Below are 17,126 nucleotides of genomic sequence, written 5' to 3' on the forward strand. Positions count from 1 at the left end.
AACATTGCCTTATTGTTTTTATTAGGGTTTTTCTTTTAAGGCTTGTTTGTTTTTTGTGCTATAATTCAATTAATTTATGTAAAGCTTGGAAGGAAAGTTTAATTTGTTTAAGGAGTTTTTTATATTTCAAGATTATTTTAATTATATTATTGAGGGTGTGGTAGGTTATGGTTTAAAAGTTACGATTGCTATAGCGCTATGGTATTTTTTAAAGTTAATTGTTAATAAAATGGGAAAAATTTTATTTAAGACTTTAGAAAAGTCTAGATTAGAAGAGAAGTTAGAGGTTACGGTTTTTAACTTTTTAAAATCTTTTTTCAAAATATTAACAGATTTTGTTATTATTTTAATAATATTGCCATATATTGGGGTGCCCATAACATCTATTATTGCTGTATTTGGATCATTGGGGATTGCCATTGGGCTTGCTGCTCAGGGTATTTTATCTAATTTTGTTAGTGGATTTATTGTTTTGAATTCTAATTTTTTTAAGTGTGGAGATCATATTCAATGTGGAGATGTTGAAGGTTTGGTTGAGGATGTCCAAATTTTTTTTACTACACTTAAAACATTTGACGAAGAAATTATTAAAATTCCAAACAGCAAGCTTACATCCAATTTTGTTGTTAATTTTTCAGCAAATCCCAGAAGAAGGGTTGTGTTTTCGTTTCAAGTTCCCTATGATACGAATATTGGTTTATTAAAAGATAAAATAGAGGATTTAATGATTTTCAATAATAAGAAATTTAATGTTGAGATTTGTTCTCCTACTCTTATTGTCAAAAAATACACCCCCTATTATATAGTTTTGCAGGTTCGATTTTTTGTTAATACAGAGGTTTTTTGGGATTTTAAATATTTTATTGGGGAGTCTATTAAAAATATTTTATTGGATATGAAAATTAAGTTTCCAATTTGTTTTATACCTTTTGATAAGCTATATTAATGATTTTTTCCTGCAATAATTTCTGAGTAATAATTTTCAATTTTTTTTGTGAAAAAATGACTTGAAAATTTAGTAGAGTATTTTTTTGCATTTTGTTTAAATGTTTTTAATATTTCATCGTCTTTTATTACTTTGTCTATGTACTGAGATAAGTTTTCGTACTTTTTTATTAAGAATCCGTTTACTCCTTCTTTAATTACGTCTTTATATATATAATCATTTATTAAAATAGCAGGTATTCCAGCCGTTAGTGCTTCTATTACTGTCATTGGATATACTTCGCTTCTTGATAGACTGGCAAAAATATCAGAAATTTTGTAGTAATAGCATATTTCTTCCCATGGAATTGTTCCTATTAACAATATTTGTTTTTCAAGTCCATGTTTGATGCTAAAATTTTTTATTTCCTTTTCTTCATTTCCTTTGCCAATAATGATAAGCTTGTAATTTTTATTTTGTATTAAAAGGTCTTTTAAGTGTATTACTAATGAATGTATGTTTTTTTCTTTATTTATTCTGCCAACAAAGATGATTATTTTGTCTGTTTGCTTTATGTTGTGTTTTTTTAAAATTTCATCTTTTTTTTCTTTGCTTAGAGTTTTTATAAAAAGCTTTCTGTCAACTCCATTTGGAATTATTTTATAGTTAGAATTATTTGAAAATTGAAAATACCTTTCTTTTGCCTTGCTTGATGGGTAAATAAAATGTTTTATTTTGTTATAATGTTTTTGCATCATTTTATCGGGTTTAATAAAATATTTAAAAATTCCCAAGTAATGCAAATAATAATCCCACATTGTATGGCTCGTGTGAACTATTGGTATGTTTTGTTTTAATGCAATTTGTTTTCCAATTTTACCCATAGAAAACTCGGAGTGAGTATGAATGATGTCTGGTTTGTAGCTTTGAATTATTTTAGATATTTTTCTTTTGTTGGGAAAAGCTATGACAGCATCAAGTTTTTTATTTATTTGAATAGATGAACATCTGTAAACGTTTTTTTCGTTTAAAGGTGCTTTGGATTTTGGACAAAATATGTAAACTTCATATCCATTTTTTTCTAATCCTTCTTTAATTTGTTTTATTGACGTTGCCACTCCATTTTTTTCTGGGATATACGTATCTGTAAATATTGCAACTTTCATATTCTCCTCCTAGCTTAAGTATAATATATTTGGTACTTGGATTATAATTTACTTTAATGCAAGTGGTTTATTTGTTGTTGGGTAATGAACAAGGTTTGAAAGAAGCTTATTTAAAAGAGCTGTTAATCAAGATGGATGCTTTTAAATCCAAAGTTTCAGTTACTAAAATTTTTTTGTCAGAACTATCGGCTGTAGGATTTGCTGAGAAATTATTTTCTAATTCTTTTTTTTCAAAAAAAGAAATTTTTATTGTTTATGAGTCTGAACTTTTAAAAGCAGGAAAAGATTTAGAGCTAGTATGCAATGCAATTTTAAAGTCTAATAATAAAACTGTTATTTTTGTTTCTAATAGTAATACATGTAGCATTGATTTTAAAAATAAACTTAAGATTATAAAAAAAGTTTTTTATGAGATTTCTGATGATGATAAATTTACATTTGTAAGAAGAAATTTTTTTAATCTTAATATTAAAATTACAGATTCTGCAATAAACTTAATGCTTTTAATGTTAAATTCAGATACTAAAATTTTGAAATTTTATATAGATTCTTTTGCGCTTTTTGCTAAGAACAATACCATTGATGAGGAAGATATAACTTCTTGGATTAGTTTTATTCGCTTTGAAAACACCTTTTCCTTATTTAATTCAATTTTGAAAAAAGATATGACGCATTCTTTGATCAAGATTAAGTCTATTTTGGATCAAGGAGAAGATTTGCTCAATGTTTTAATGAGTCTTATTTGGCAATTTAAAAGATTGTTAAAGGTGCAAATAGATTATAGTGTATGTGGTAGCTTACAGAGTGCATTGAATAAAAATAAAATCTTTTTTTCATTAAATAAAATTTATAGAGTGGGAATTAAAAATTATTCAATTCCAGAAATTAAAATTGTTTTGAAAATTTTATATAAGTTTGATTTATATTCTAGAATTTATTCTAAAAATATTCATCAAAATTTGTCGTACTTTTTGATATTTTCAATTTTAAAGCTTAATGATAATTTTTTAATGCAATATTCTGCAGAATCAAAATTTAATTTTTAATGTATGAAGCAAAAATTAAGTTGGATTGTATTGTTTTGTTTTTTGTCTTGTAGATCTGAATCTAGATTGGCAGAAATTGTTTTAATAGAGTTTTTTGATTCTATTAAAAGTTTTCAAAGCAGTCCTGAAATATTTTTTAATTATTTAAATATTCCAAATGATGATGATCTGAGAGCAAAAATTCGTGGGTTAAAGTCTCAGGCAAAGGATGATTTCATTTTTTATCCTTTGTTTTTTAATAATCTAAGATACGAGATAATAAGTAGAAAAAATATTTTTAAGGGTTTTGAATTTGAAGTTGTTATTAAAAATATTAATTTTCAAAATGGGATAAAAAAATTTTTGGCCAAATTAAATAAAATTGAAGAGAAATCTTTAAACATTAAAAATTTAGAAAAAAAAGAGCGTAAAAAAATATTTGACAATTTAATAAATGAAGTTATTGAAGAATTGGATAATTTTGATTACACTGAAATTGTTCATTTTTTTAGAGTAGTTAAAAGTTCTTCTAAAAGTTATAAAATAGAGCTTTTAGGAGATGTTTTAAATATGCAGGTTAGAAATAAGCTTATTAATGATCTTTTTTTGGTTTTATCACCTGGGATTTCAAATGGTATTTTATTTTAAAAATATTAATAAAAAATAATCTAGTTTAAAATTTTATAATTTTACCGTTAATTTAGAATTTATATAAAATTTTAATTAAATTTAAAATTTATTTATCTTGATTATAATTTTTTATTGCGTTTTCTTTTGCTGCAAATTCTTTTATTCTTTTTGCAAGTCGCATATTTACTTTTATTTTTTCTGAAATTTCGGCTTCACTTAAAGGTAATATATCCTTATAGGTTCCAATTGATTTTAATATTTTTTGGGCTGTTTTTTCTCCAATTCCGTTTATTTTTGTATAAAATAGGGTGATTTTTTCCCTTCTTTTTTTGTTAAATCCGTTGGCCTTTCTGTGTGCTTCATCTCTTACATTTTGCAGTATCCTAAGTGCAGGATGTCCTTGGGGCAGATTTATTCCTTTTTTATTAGTTGTTAAGAATATTGTTTCTTGTTTTTTTGCCAACGAGCAGACTTTAACTTTGTTTTCTATTTTTAAGCCTTTTAAGATAGAAAAAGCAGCATTTAATTGTCCCTTGCCTCCATCAATTAAAATTAAATTTGGTAGTTCTAAGTTGTTATTGATTATTTCTGAATATCTTCTTGAGATTACTTCTTTTATTGCTTTAAAGTCATCAATTTCTCCTTCCAATAGCGAGTTTAGCTTGTAAAGCCTATAGTTTTCTTTAAAGGGTATTCCCATTTTAAAAGTAACCATAGAAGCTACTGTTTCTTGTCCTTTAAGATGAGCAATATCAAATCCTTCAATTATTTTGGGAAGTTTGTCCATTTCTAGGAAAATTTTCAAACTCTCAAGTGCTTTGGTGCTTTTATTTTCATATTCTCTTAAAGATAGTTCGGCATTAGATATGGCCATTTCCATTATTTTTAAAATTTCTTCTGTTTCTTTGTAAATAATTTCTGTTTTTGTATTTTTAATTTCATTTATTAGTTTTTCAACATTTTTAGTGTCGATATCTTTGATAAAAATATGAATTTTGTCTGGTACTATCATATTAATAGATGTGTAATATTGAGTCAAAAATTGTAAAATCAGTTCATTTTCTTTGCATATACTCTCATCAAAGTTTGCATCTCTTTCAACCAATTTCCCATTTCTGTATTTTAATACTATTATTGTATTTACATTTTCTCCTGGATGAACATGTACATAGTCTATGTTTAAATTGTTGGTTTTTGTAACGATTTGTATTTGATTGATTTCTATTAAAGAACTTTTAATTTCTTTTAATTTGATAGCGTTTTCAAAATCTTCTTTTTGTATGGCAAGTTTTAATTTGGTATCAATTTGGCTTAATGTTTCGGATATATTGCCGCTTAGTATGGATTTTGCCTTATCTAGTTCTTTTTGATATTCTTTTTCAAGGTTTTCCTTGTAGCATACTCCAAGGCACTGTCCCATATGGTAATATAGACAAGGAGCATTGGATTTTTTTTTGCACTTTCTAATTTTAAATGTTTTGTTAATAAAATCTAATACTTGGTCTAATTTTTTTACGTTGGTAAATGGTCCAAAATATTCGCTTTTGTCATTAATTATTTTTCTAGTTTTGAAAATTCTTGGATATTTTTCATGGGTTACTCTGATCATGGGATAACCTTTCCCATCTTTTAATTTGACATTGTAATCAGGTTTGTGAGTTTTTATTAGATTGCACTCTAGAAGCAATGCTTCGTATTCGCTATTTGTTGTAATAACTTCTATTGATTTTACATTTTTCATTAATATTTTGATTTTATGGCTATTTTTTTCTAAAAAATAACTTTTTACTCTTGATCTTAGATTCTTTGCTTTTCCAATATAGAGTATTTTTTTATTTTCATTTAGCATTTTATAGCAACCGCTTGTGGTTGGCAATTTTATTACTTTTTCAAATAAATTTGTTAGGCTCTCTTTCATAATGTCAGGTAGTTTTTAGATTTTAAAAATCATCTTATGATATAATATTGTATCATAATGCAGCTTGTTTTATGTTTTGAAGCATTTAAAAATATAAATAATAACAAATAAAAGGTCAAAAATGAGATTAATTTTAATGCTCTTGCTATTTTTTTTGTGCTTTTCTATTCTTTTATCTCAAGAATTGAAGTTAATACTTGATTCGAAAAAAAATTTTAAATTTATTCAAGATTCTAACAATGTTACTTTTGAAAGGGATATGAGAGGTTTACTTGGCATTTATTTGGATAGATATAAAGCTGTTTTAGATTTGAATAATATTGATTTACGCTTAGAAATAGGAAGGGATAGTAAATTAAAAGACACATCTTTAAATTATTTAGTTAGTGCAAAAAGTTTGAGAGTTTCAAATGAATTTCGCAATGTTTCTAATGGGTCTTTAATTTTTTATTCAAATCAAAATCCTGTTAAGTTTAAGCCGCTGACAAAGAAAGCTTTCTTTTTTTCAGGCAACACTGTTTCTGATTTTACTATTAAGTTTTGGGTATATAGAACAACTTCTGTTACAGGGGAAATTATTTTTAGTTGGGATGGTTATAAAAAGATTAATAATTCGTGGGTAGATCAGTCTATTAGATTAGAAAGTGATGAGGGAAATTTTGTTTGGGTTTTAAACAATGTCTTTTTAAAAGATAATCAAAACCCTATCAAAATTAGAATGAAAAGTAATGATGATTTTATTCCAAAGAAATGGCATTTGCATACTTTAAGATATAGGCAAAAGGACGGCATGCTTGAATATTTAATAGATTCTAAACCGCAGGCAATAGAATATATAACGGATAATAAGAAAGAAGGATCAGGATATTTATTAAGTATTGGCAATTTTATTGATTTTACCTTGGGAACTTATTTTACTGGTGCGGTTGAAAATTTGGAAATACATAAAAGCTTTGAAGAAGTTAGTAATGCTTTTTTTTCAAAGAATATGGGATACATTATTACAGAGCCTATTAAACTTTCTAAATATTATTCTCAAGTATTATCCTTTGATGTTGATTCCAATGTTCCTAAGGATACAGAGATTGTTTATTATTACAGATTGGATAATAAGGTATTTTATGATACAGATAGTCATGGGAATATTAAAAAAAATTTAACTGGGGCATGGATTCATTTTGATCCTAAAAAAGATTTTCCAGATTCAAAGATATCAAAATATATTCAAATAAAAGTTGAATTTTATCCTAGTGGAGATTCTGTAAGTAGCCCTTCTCTTTATAGTATGTCAATTACTTACGTTCCTGAAGCAGCGCCATTTCCTCCTGTGATAACAAAAGTTATTCCAGGTTCTAGAGAGGTTTTTATTGAATGGATTCCTGTTGTTAATAGCAATGTTGAAGGGTATTACATTTATATTGGCGTTGCTTCTGGTAATTATCATGGAAAAACCAGCGGCGTTTTAACTTCTCCTATTGATGTTGGAAATCAAACTTCTTTTAAGATTACAGGACTTGAAGATGGAAGGCTTTATTATATTAGTATTGCTGCTTACAATTTGGATAAAAGTGTTAATAATACTTCTTTTTCAAAGGAAATTTCTGTAAGGCCTATGGAGATTTTTAAAAAATATGAATAACTTTAGTTTTGAGAAGGCTTTAAATTTTTATAAAGATGGTGATTTTAAAAGTTCTCTTGACAATTTAGATGTTTTTGATGAGAATTTTGATTCTCTTGCACTTAAAGCACTTGTTTATTTCAAAAAAAAGGATTATAAGGCTCTTTTGTATGTTTTAAATACTTATCCTGCTGTTTTGAGTGAATATAATTTTTTAGTTAAACTCATAGATTATGGCAAAATTGAAAAAAATAAAGATGATTTAGGTCCTTTTGAGAATTATAATTTAGGTGTTTTTTATTTTAATTTAAAAGAATATGAGCTTGCTTTAAATTGTTTTTTAAAAGCTAAAGAGCAAAAATCTGATTTTGTACAAGCTTTAAACAATAGTGCTGTCTTATTTGAAATGCTGGGCAACAGGGATGAAGCTTTAAAATTATTTTTTGAGGCTAGAGATTTGGATCACAACAATTCTCTAGTTAAGCTTAATATTTGGATTTTAAAAAAAAGTGAATCTCTTCAAGCAGCAAGTTTTTTAAAAGTAGATAAAATTTTTTTTGATGCCAATCTTGCTCTTGTTGTTAATTATTTAATGTATTATTTCTATTCTGTTGGGGAAATAAGCAGAGCAATTAGGCTTTCTGAGAAATTTTTAACAGATTCTCATTATTCTAAGTATATTTGGCACAATAGGGCAACTATTTTTCATAAAATAGGCAACATGACTCAAGCAACAACATCTTATGTTAAAGCCATTTTAAATTTTCCCAATATTTATACAATTTACAATATGCATATTGCAACAGTTGAACTTTTAAAATTTTCTCCTAAAAAGTCTATTGAGAGAATGGTTGATGATTATTCTAACCTAGATTTGATATATTTATATGCAACCTTATTTTTTCTTAGGAATCGCGATCTTGAAGATGCCTATTTTTACATGAAAAAACTTTGTGAGCTTAATCCAGAGCCGTATTCAAAGTTTTTAAAATTACTTGAGTCTAGCGAAGATATGTTGATTGAAACTCTGCTTGAAGAATTTGCGGTATCTTTAAGAGTAAATTGGTATTTAGAGTATTTATTTTTTATTGATAATTCTTTAAATTTAAGAGATCCCATTTTTGTTTTTGATCACAATATAAGAGTAAATACATATATTTGGAGAATTAAAGATGAGTGCATTGAATTAAAATTTAGCAACAATGAAGAAAAAATGGTTCAAGAGATTTTGCACGAAGCATGTATTTTGCCCGAAATTGACATTTCTATTGGGGATTTGCAAAATTTAATAGAAGCTTATAAAGAGTTTAGAATAAATTGCTAATATTTATAATTGATTTGGTTGACAATAATAATATCTCTAAGATAATATGTATTAATGTTATAGGAGAGATGCCAGAGTGGCCGAATGGGGCTTCCTGCTAAGAAGTTGTCCTTTTAAAAGGGGACCATGGGTTCGAATCCCATTCTCTCCGTAATTATTTAATCTTGACAGCGTGTACTTTATTTATTAAAATTTGTTTTAGCTCTGGAGAGGTGGCAGAGTGGTTTAATGCTACGGTCTTGAAAACCGTTGTAGGTGTAAGCCTACCGTGAGTTCGAATCTCACCCTCTCCGTAATTAACATTTGATCTTAAGTGTTAAGAATGAAAGTGAAGTTTTTTATTTGTCTGATATTCATTTTCTGTGTTTTCATGTATAGGGAATTGAAACTCAATTTTATCGCAACTATTGCAGTCAATTGAGAATGGATCATAAAAAACTATAATTTGGTTATTTTTAAAGTAATATTTATATCTTGGAAAGATTGTTGTGAATTTTTTCCCCAATTCTTTTGGGCTGTGTTGTTCTTTAACATAAAAATCTTTAATTCTGCCTTTTAACTGTTCTTTTAATACGTTTATTAGAGAATCTAGCTGGTCTTTTGATATTATTTCTGAAATTTCTATTTTTTTATTTCCTTTTAAGTTTAAAGAATAATATCTCAAGAGAGTGTTTGATTCTTTTTCTCTTAAAGATTCTTTGTATAAAATAGATGTAATTCCAATATTTTCATTTTTAAATATTGTAAAGTTAGAAAAATAAAAATATTCATTTTTAGAGTTTTCGGGTTTTGATATTTTATTCTCGACATCTTTTTTCCATTTTTTTATGAGATTTTCAAATTCAAAGTTTGTATTTTCCATAAAGGGAATTTTTGCATCTATATGGATAATATTATTGTTTTTTAGTATTTCATTTTCTTTAATATTTTTGGTTTTAATTTCAAATTCAAAATTAACTTTACTTGAGACTGATTTAGAACATGATAAAATAGACAATATTGAAAAAAAAATGATTATTTTAGTTTTCACAACTTCTCCATTTTCTGTTGAATGTTTTTATTGTAATAAATAGTAATTTTTATTACAATAAAAATTAATTGTTTGTGTCCATAGCTCAGTTGGATAGAGCGTTAGATTGCGATTCTTAAGGTCGGAGGTTCAAGTCCTCTTGGACACGAAAAGATTGTTAGTTTGGAGAGATGGCCGAGTGGCTTAAGGCGCACGCTTGGAAAGCGTGTATACAGTAAAATGTATCATGGGTTCGAATCCCATTCTCTCCGATTCCTAGGACCCGTACTATCAAGTATTGCCGAATCCCGTCAGGACTGGAAGGTAGCAGCGGTAAGCAATTTCTTTGGTGAGTACGTAAGTCTTAGGTTTAATTTTGAGCCAAAATGCCGTGCTTTGCTTTATGCTAAAATGTAGATTTATCTTTTTGAAATTTTCAGTTTTATTCTACTTTTTAGAAAGCTTTTTTTTGTTAAATATTTTTTATGTTTTGTAAAATTCTTTGTTAGCTCTTTTAAAGCAGTAGTTTTGAGATATAAATATGTTGTATATTATATATTTACTAATATTTTACTTATTAAAGCATAGGGAGGTAAAAAGTTAATGGCGTCTTCAAGAGGCACTGCTCTTAAGAAGCGACCCAGAGATTTCAACTCTCTTGAAGGACAAGACTTTGTTGTTGAAACTCTAAAGCATTCTATAGAGAAAAATAAAATAGCCAATGCTTATATTTTTTCAGGGCCAAGAGGTGTTGGCAAGACCTCATCAGCTAGGGCTTTTGCCAGATGCTTAAATTGCAAGAATGGTCCGACAGTTATGCCATGTGGGGAGTGCAGCAATTGCAAATCTATTGAGAATGACAGCAGTCTTGATGTTATTGAAATTGATGGTGCTTCAAACACTTCGGTCCAAGATATTAGACAAATCAAAGAAGAGATAATGTTTCCTCCTGCAATTTCTAAATATAGAATATATATTATTGATGAAGTTCACATGCTTTCCAATTCCGCTTTTAATGCTCTTTTGAAGACAATTGAAGAACCCCCAAATTATATTGTTTTTATTTTTGCTACTACAGAATCACACAAGCTTCCAGAGACAATAAAAAGCAGATGTCAACATTTTAGTTTTAAACTTTTATCTTTAGAAAAGATTTATAATATGCTTAAGAAAGTTTGTTTGGAAGATCATATTAAATATGAAGATGAAGCTTTAAAATGGATTGCATATAAAAGTAGCGGTAGCGTAAGAGATGCGTATACCCTTTTTGATCAGATAGTTTCTTTTAGTGATTCTAACATTAAATTAGATCAAATAAGATCCAAGATGGGTTTAACCAATGATGAATTTTTGGAAAAGTTGTCAGTTAGCATTCTTAGTGAAGATGTAAAAGAGTTAATTTGTATTCTTGATTCTATTTTTTCATCTGGAGTATCTTATGAGCAATTTCTTTTAGATTCAATTGAATTTTTTAGAGAGGCATTATTTTTAAAGATAGGTATTAAAAATTTTGAGTTTATTGGAATTAAATCTGAGGATTTGAGAAAAAAATTAATTGAGTTTGATTTGAACTATCTTGAGAGAATTATTGTTGTTTTGCTTGAAACTTACAGGGATTTGCAATTTTCGGTTAATCCAAGATATGAGCTTGAGATTAATTTTATTAAAATTTTAAGACTTAAAAATTATATTCCAAATCATATTTTAATAAATCAAATTCAAAATCTTGAAGACAATTTGTTAGAAAATATTGCTGTAGATTCAAACAATTTTGATGTTTTAGCAAATAATAAGAGCCAAGATGATTTAGCTTTTATTCCAGCAAAATCTAGCTTAAAATGTGAATTTTTCGAAGCCGGATCTTTAGGAAAAGAGGAAACCGATCATGATGAAAATTTGTCAACAAAAATTGATAAAAATTTTATAGAAACCAATAGTATTGACGAGATTGATGAGATTTTTATTGAAGATGATAATCCAAGTAAAGCAAATGATTTTATTGATATAAGAGATAAATTTATTTATATTGTTTCAAGATATGTTCAAACTTTAATTCATTCAGGAGAAGTTGCTATTGATGACAATGTTCTTTATTATAAGGTGTTTAGCGAGTTTGAATATAATGAGCTTCAAAATTATAAAGGTGAGATAAGATCTGAATTTTATAAAGAATTTCCCAATTTAAGCATTGTATTTCAGAAAAATTTTCAAAGCCTTGAAAAGGATTTTGAAAAATTAGAAACTGTAAAAAATATTTTTGGAGCAAGTGAAGTTCTGGAGGGATAAAATATGGCAGTAAATCCATTAGATTTTTTAAAAAATATGTCTAGTGTTAAGGATAATATTGATAGTATTAAAAAGGAAATTTCTAAAATTACGGTTTGTGGTAAAGCGGGTAGCGATATTGTTATTATTGAAATGGATGGCGAATTTAATGTTAAAAAAGTTTCAATCAATAAGGAATTTTTTGATGATTTAGACAATGATGCTTTTGAGCAAATGATTAAATCTGCTTTAAATGATGCTGTTTCTAAGGTTAAAGAAGAGATAAAATTAAAAACCATGGGAGTTCTTCCTTTTGGAATGTAGTTTTTAATTTTGTAAAAGTTATATTTTGATTTTTCAATATAATTTTAGGCGCTTTATAACTTGTAGTATTCCATATAAATGTAATTAATCAGATATAATTTTTGTATTGAGCAAGTGTTTTTATTTATTTAATTATTGTAAAATAAATACCCTAAATTTTAGGAGGATTTATGTCAATGTTATTACAAAAAACTTTATGTATTATTAAGCCAGATGGAGTTAGGAGAGGTTTAATTGGTGATGTAGTTTCTAGATTTGAAAGAGTAGGTTTAAAGATAGTTGCTGCTAAAATGCTTATTGTTGATGAGGGTTTGGCAAAAAAACATTATTTATATGATGATATTGTCTTTAGGCATAGTGAGGCGGTTTGGAATTCTTTAATTAAATTTATTTCAAATTCTCCTGTTTTTGCATTTATTGTTGAAGGGGTTGAAAGCATCGAGGTTGTTAGAAAGCTTTGTGGTGCTACTGAGCCAAAATTAGCTATTCCTGGAACAATACGGGGAGATTTTTCTTATCATAGTTTTAAGTATTCAAATGAAAAAGGTTTTTCGATTTACAATGTGATTCATGCATCTGCAAATGAGGCAGATGCTATTCGCGAAATACCAATTTGGTTTAAAGATAATGAAATTTTAAACTACAAAAGAGATGATGAATGTGAGCATTATTATTGTTAATTTTTATAATCTATTCCTTAAAAGGAATAAAATGTAAATTGCTTTTATGCTAATCTAAAGTAAGAGCAATTTTTGTACTTTTGTTTGAATTTTTGCATTTTAAAGAGAATTCTTATGCTGAAGATTGTTCTTAAGGGCGGTGTTTTTACTTTGGTTTTGTGTTTTACATTATAATTGATTATATAAATAAATTTTGTTTGATAAAGTTTTTAACATCGTGTTGTTACGTTTAACATATTATCAATTAAAATAGGAAAAATTTCTATTCTTGTGAAAAATATTTATGAAAATACTTAGACTTTATTCGTTATTTTTATTTTTTTCTTGTACTTTCGATTATGATGAATATTCTAATAGATCTGATGCTGCCAAAAAGTTTCCTTCGATACAAATATTAGGAATCAAGTATTATGATGTTGTATACAATAAAGAGCAAACCGTTTTAGATTCTTTAAGTTTTAGCTATTTTAATGACTATAAAATTTATAAGGCAGAGAATGGAAGATTTTTGTATCATTCACTAGATAATGAAATTTCAGGGAAGTTTAACAATTTAGAAAGTTCTTATATTACAAAGGATTTGGATATGAGAGATTCTGTAGAATTTAAAATAGAAGATAAAAATAATTATTATTTGCTTAATTCAAATAGGCTTTTATGGAAGAATAAAGACAAGAAGTTGCAATCTCCCCCAAATGAGCTAGTATTAATTAGATTTAATCATAGCAAAATAAAAGGAAAAGGATTTTCTTATTTTTTAAAGAGCAATGTTTTTTATTTTGATTCTGGAGTTGAAGGAATCATGAATTGAGGGATTTAATTTTAATATGGATTTTTATTATTTTTGTTAACCATATTCAAGCAGTACAGATGGAATCTAGTCTTAAGCCCAAAAAACTTAAGGAAAGCGAAGAGAGAAATATTAATTTCACCTTTAAGTCAGATTTTGCACAAGGCATAGTGTCTTCTTTTTATAAAAAAATTGTTTTAAAAGGAAATTCAGAGGTTATTTCCTCAGATTTTAATCTTAGGGCAGATGAAATTGAAATTTATGGAGAAAATGGCTCTTATCTTGAAGCTAGAGGAAATGTTTTTTATAAAGATTATAAGAATAAAATGCACGTTAAAGCTCAATTTTTGTTTTTTAATAGAAAATTGGATAATTTTTATCTGCAAAAAGGGGTTGAACTTGAAGACTTAGAAAATAATATGCTTATTAAAGCAGAAAGAGTTGAAGGCAGCAATAAAGCTAATGTTTATATTATGCAATATTCTGTTAAAATATATAAGGATGATACTTTTGCAAGGGCTGAGAATGGGACTTATAATAAAGAAGAAAAGGAAATGATTCTTGAGGGTGTTCCAGTAATTTACCAGAAAGACAACTATTATTCTGCTTCAAGAATAATTTTTAATACAAAAACTAATAGGTATAAACTTGAGGGAAGTGTTGAGGGAGAGTTTACTCAAGTTGAGAATGATGTTTCTGAAGAAAAAAAATAAAATAAAAGAGATTAAGGAAAGTCTTAACCTTAATTCTATCAACAATGTTGTTTTAAAAGCAGACAACATTATTAAAAAATATGGTGAAAAGTTTGCCGTTAATGGCATTACGATTGACATTCATAAAGGTGAGGTTGTGGGGCTTCTTGGTCCAAATGGGGCTGGCAAAACAACAACATTTTATACAATTGTGGGCTTTATTAAGCCTAATGCAGGCAAAGTTTTAATAAATGATTATAATATTTCATCTCTTAATATGTATGAGCGTGCACGAATAGGAATTGTATATCTTCCCCAAGATGCTTCAATTTTTAGAGAACTTACGGTTGAAGAGAATATTATGGTTGCTTTAGAGAGAAGAGAAGATCTATCTAATGCTGAGCGCAAGATAGAACTTGTGAATTTACTTAAAGAATTTGAGATAAAAAGAATACAAAACCAAAAAGCTTATACTCTTTCTGGCGGAGAGAGAAGGCGAGCAGAGATAGCAAGAGCTTTAGCTGTAAATCCCTATTTTTTACTATTAGATGAACCTTTTGCTGGTATTGATCCTATTGCTATTGGGGATATAAAGAATATAATAAAAATTTTAAAAGAGAGAAACATAGGTGTTCTTATCACTGATCATAATGTAAGAGATGCTTTTGATATAATTGACAGAGCTTATATTGTTTATCAGGGGCAAGTGCTTGATGCGGGTGGTGTTGATTATATAATAAGTAGTGAAAAAGCCAAAAAGCTTTATTTGGGAGAAGAATTTAGATTATGAAAACAATAGATCATGAACTTTATTATGAATTTAAGATAGCCGATGATGTTAAAATGATTTATACTAAAAAGCCCTTTAATCTAAATTTAAAAGAACTTAGTAATGATAATTTCAACTTTGTTCCTAAGTCTAAGAAAATAAAATATTTAAAGCAATTGCATACAGATATTATTTATAAAGTCGAATATGATTTTATTAATTTTCAAGAAGGAGATGGTCTTATATCTACTTCTTTAGATGTAGCTCTTGTTGCTTACTTTGCAGACTGTCTTCCGATATATCTTTACGATTCGGTGAAAAAAATTATAGGACTTATTCACAGCGGATATAAAGGAAGCTTTAATTTGATTATTTTAAAAATGTTGTTTATGTTTGAAAAGATGGGATCAACTTTTAAGGATTTAAAAATTGTTTTTGGGCCTTATAACAGATCTTGTTGTTATGAAGTTTCTGAAATTTTCTTAGAAGAAGTAAGTAATAAATTTAGCAAAGGTTTATTAAATGCTTCTTTTGTTACAAGAGATGGTAAAATGTACTTTGATAATGCTAATTTTAATTTAAATTTACTTTCTAGTTTTAATTTAAATATTTATAATTCAAAGCTTTGTACGTATTGTTTGAAAGATCTTTATTCTTATAGAAGATTAAGAGAAAGTCAAAGTTATGCTTTAATTTGGAGAATTTAGTTTGAACGTAAGAGATTTATCTTTTAAGCTTAATTCAATTTTTGATATAAATAAATATGAGCATATTGATAAAAGTTTAAACGGTCTTCAAGTGGGAAATCTTAATGCCAAGGTTAACAAGGTTGCTTTTGCTGTTGACGCTAGCTTTTCAACTTTAAAAGAAGCGAAAGGAAATGATTTTTTAATTACCCACCATGGTATTTTTTGGTCAAAAAAAGAACGCATTGTTTTTAATATGTATGATAAAATCAAGTTTTTGATTGAAAATAATTTAGCTCTTTATTCGGTGCACTTACCTATGGATGCTCATTCTGTTTATTCGCATAGCAAAGTGTTCTCAGATTTTTTAGGATTAAAAAATTCTTTTGTTTTTGCAAATTATGGGGGTGTTAATTTAGGAATTATTGCTGATTCTGTTTTTAGCTTTTCTGAAATTTTAGAAAAAATCAAAAATCAAAATAAGCATATTCTTTTTTCGAAAAAGTTTAAAGAATCGATAAATAAGGTTGCGATTGTTAGTGGTTCTGGGTACTCTTTTTTTGAAGAAGCCTTATGTTATGATGTAGACTTATTTATAACTGGTGACACTTCTCATCAAATATATTCTTTGGCAGAAGAATTCGGTGTGAACTTGATTTTTGCGGGTCATTATTTTACTGAAACTTTTGGCTTAATTAAATTAATGGAAGATTTCAAAATTCAAGAAAATTTAGAAGTTAAATTTATTTATAAAGATACTAATTTATAAGGATTTTTGTATGGGCGCTAGAAGTAAGCAATATTTCAATATTTTTATATTTATTATTAGTTTGATTTTTTTTGATCAACTTTCTAAGTATTTGGTTGTAAAGTATGTCAAATTGGGTTCAATATATTTTTCTCTTTTTGATGATTTTTTTAGGATAATACATGTAAGAAACACAGGTATTTTATTTTCTATAGGTTCTAATATCCATTATAGCTTGAAAAAAATTTTTTTTCTTGCAATGCCTATTTTCATTTTAATATTTGTTTTTTATCTTTCTTTAAAAGAAAAAAACTGTATTGCTAAAATCTCACTTTTATTAATTTTTTCAGGAGGAGTTGGAAATGTTATTGATAGATTGTTTAGACCTTCTGGGGTTGTAGATTTTTTAGATTTGAAATTTTATGGAATTTTTGGACTTGATAGATGGCCTACTTTTAATTTTGCAGATAGCTATGTTGTTATAGGCATGATTTTATTTTTGGTTTATGATTTTTTTATAAAAAGAAAAGCGCTTAATAAATGAAGATTTTGGGTTT

At 27.1% G+C, this 17,126-nt stretch carries 17 protein-coding genes, 4 tRNA genes and 1 other RNA gene; 19 read left to right on the forward strand and 3 right to left on the reverse strand.

Annotated elements, in window-relative coordinates; genetic code table 11:
- Window positions 1-103: 103 nt before the first annotated feature.
- Entirely contained in the window at window positions 104-946 is an 843-nt protein-coding gene (locus QIA46_RS02245; RefSeq protein ID WP_317268291.1) for a mechanosensitive ion channel family protein, read from the forward strand.
- Here QIA46_RS02245 and QIA46_RS02250 read toward each other — a convergent pair.
- The gene (locus QIA46_RS02250) at window positions 943-2,091 is read right to left on the reverse strand and encodes a glycosyltransferase family 4 protein (RefSeq protein ID WP_317268292.1); all 1,149 of its coding nucleotides are present in this window, start codon (window positions 2,089-2,091) and stop codon (window positions 943-945) included. The two genes, QIA46_RS02245 and QIA46_RS02250, sit on opposite strands and share 4 nt — an antisense overlap.
- 56 nt (window positions 2,092-2,147) lie before the next feature.
- Between QIA46_RS02250 and holA the strand changes: the two genes are divergently transcribed.
- Together holA and QIA46_RS02260 are read left to right on the forward strand one after the other, a co-directional pair.
- Window positions 2,148-3,137, forward strand: coding sequence for a DNA polymerase III subunit delta (gene holA, locus QIA46_RS02255; RefSeq protein ID WP_317260257.1), 990 nt, complete (start codon window positions 2,148-2,150; stop codon window positions 3,135-3,137).
- Window positions 3,138-3,140: 3 nt separating this feature from the next.
- Window positions 3,141-3,764 (forward strand): hypothetical protein, encoded by a 624-nt coding sequence (locus tag QIA46_RS02260; protein WP_317268293.1) that lies wholly within the window; start codon window positions 3,141-3,143, stop codon window positions 3,762-3,764.
- A gap of 88 nt (window positions 3,765-3,852) precedes the next feature.
- Here QIA46_RS02260 and uvrC read toward each other — a convergent pair whose 3' ends face one another.
- Window positions 3,853-5,664: an excinuclease ABC subunit UvrC gene (uvrC, locus tag QIA46_RS02265; protein WP_317268294.1), complete on the reverse strand. Its 1,812-nt coding sequence runs from the start codon at window positions 5,662-5,664 to the stop codon at window positions 3,853-3,855.
- 121 nt (window positions 5,665-5,785) lie between these two features.
- Between uvrC and QIA46_RS02270 the strand changes: the two genes are divergently transcribed.
- From QIA46_RS02270 to QIA46_RS02285, 4 genes are all read left to right on the forward strand, one after another.
- Window positions 5,786-7,303: a fibronectin type III domain-containing protein gene (locus QIA46_RS02270; protein ID WP_317268295.1), complete on the forward strand. Its 1,518-nt coding sequence runs from the start codon at window positions 5,786-5,788 to the stop codon at window positions 7,301-7,303.
- A complete protein-coding gene (locus QIA46_RS02275) occupies window positions 7,296-8,606 on the forward strand; it encodes a tetratricopeptide repeat protein (protein WP_317268296.1) in 1,311 nt (436 codons plus the stop codon). The genes QIA46_RS02270 and QIA46_RS02275 overlap by 8 nt, the downstream gene beginning before the upstream one ends.
- A 62-nt stretch (window positions 8,607-8,668) precedes the next feature.
- Window positions 8,669-8,757 (forward strand) — tRNA-Ser (locus tag QIA46_RS02280).
- Window positions 8,758-8,812: 55 nt separating this feature from the next.
- Window positions 8,813-8,899: transfer RNA gene (locus tag QIA46_RS02285), tRNA-Ser, on the forward strand.
- A 23-nt stretch (window positions 8,900-8,922) separates the two neighbouring features.
- On the opposite strand, the gene QIA46_RS02290 is transcribed toward QIA46_RS02285, so the two are convergent.
- Window positions 8,923-9,636, reverse strand: coding sequence for a hypothetical protein (locus QIA46_RS02290; RefSeq protein ID WP_317268297.1), 714 nt, complete (start codon window positions 9,634-9,636; stop codon window positions 8,923-8,925).
- 74 nt (window positions 9,637-9,710) lie between these two features.
- Here QIA46_RS02290 and QIA46_RS02295 point away from each other — a divergent pair.
- From QIA46_RS02295 to lspA, 12 genes are all read left to right on the forward strand, one after another.
- Window positions 9,711-9,784, forward strand: a tRNA-Arg gene (locus tag QIA46_RS02295).
- Between the two features lie 16 nt (window positions 9,785-9,800).
- Window positions 9,801-9,887, forward strand: a tRNA-Ser gene (locus QIA46_RS02300).
- 3 nt (window positions 9,888-9,890) lie between these two features.
- Window positions 9,891-9,987: signal recognition particle sRNA small type (ffs, locus tag QIA46_RS02305), an RNA gene on the forward strand.
- A gap of 231 nt (window positions 9,988-10,218) precedes the next feature.
- Window positions 10,219-11,901 (forward strand): DNA polymerase III subunit gamma/tau, encoded by a 1,683-nt coding sequence (gene dnaX / locus QIA46_RS02310; RefSeq protein WP_317268298.1) that lies wholly within the window; start codon window positions 10,219-10,221, stop codon window positions 11,899-11,901.
- 3 nt (window positions 11,902-11,904) lie between these two features.
- Window positions 11,905-12,204 carry a nucleoid-associated protein EbfC gene (gene efbC / locus QIA46_RS02315; RefSeq protein ID WP_301341622.1) on the forward strand — a complete coding sequence of 100 codons (300 nt, stop codon included), beginning with the start codon at window positions 11,905-11,907 and terminating at the stop codon, window positions 12,202-12,204.
- Window positions 12,205-12,374: 170 nt separating this feature from the next.
- Window positions 12,375-12,884 carry a nucleoside-diphosphate kinase gene (locus QIA46_RS02320; protein ID WP_317268299.1) on the forward strand — a complete coding sequence of 170 codons (510 nt, stop codon included), beginning with the start codon at window positions 12,375-12,377 and terminating at the stop codon, window positions 12,882-12,884.
- A gap of 283 nt (window positions 12,885-13,167) precedes the next feature.
- Window positions 13,168-13,695 (forward strand): hypothetical protein, encoded by a 528-nt coding sequence (locus tag QIA46_RS02325; RefSeq protein ID WP_317268300.1) that lies wholly within the window; start codon window positions 13,168-13,170, stop codon window positions 13,693-13,695.
- Entirely contained in the window at window positions 13,692-14,387 is a 696-nt protein-coding gene (locus QIA46_RS02330) for an LptA/OstA family protein (RefSeq protein WP_317268301.1), read from the forward strand. The genes QIA46_RS02325 and QIA46_RS02330 overlap by 4 nt, the downstream gene beginning before the upstream one ends.
- Window positions 14,365-15,156 carry an LPS export ABC transporter ATP-binding protein gene (gene lptB, locus QIA46_RS02335; protein WP_301611642.1) on the forward strand — a complete coding sequence of 264 codons (792 nt, stop codon included), beginning with the start codon at window positions 14,365-14,367 and terminating at the stop codon, window positions 15,154-15,156. The genes QIA46_RS02330 and lptB overlap by 23 nt, the downstream gene beginning before the upstream one ends.
- Entirely contained in the window at window positions 15,153-15,842 is a 690-nt protein-coding gene (gene pgeF, locus QIA46_RS02340) for a peptidoglycan editing factor PgeF (protein WP_317268302.1), read from the forward strand. The genes lptB and pgeF overlap by 4 nt, the downstream gene beginning before the upstream one ends.
- Window position 15,843: 1 nt before the next feature.
- Window positions 15,844-16,590 carry a Nif3-like dinuclear metal center hexameric protein gene (locus QIA46_RS02345; RefSeq protein ID WP_317268303.1) on the forward strand — a complete coding sequence of 249 codons (747 nt, stop codon included), beginning with the start codon at window positions 15,844-15,846 and terminating at the stop codon, window positions 16,588-16,590.
- Window positions 16,591-16,600: 10 nt separating this feature from the next.
- Window positions 16,601-17,113, forward strand: a complete 513-nt coding sequence (gene lspA / locus QIA46_RS02350) for a signal peptidase II (RefSeq protein ID WP_317268304.1) — start codon at window positions 16,601-16,603, stop codon at window positions 17,111-17,113.
- The last annotated feature ends 13 nt before the right edge of the window (window positions 17,114-17,126 follow it).

This window comes from Borreliella carolinensis (genome assembly GCF_032595855.2).
In the GTDB taxonomy this organism is placed as follows: Bacteria; Spirochaetota; Spirochaetia; order Borreliales; family Borreliaceae; genus Borreliella; species Borreliella carolinensis.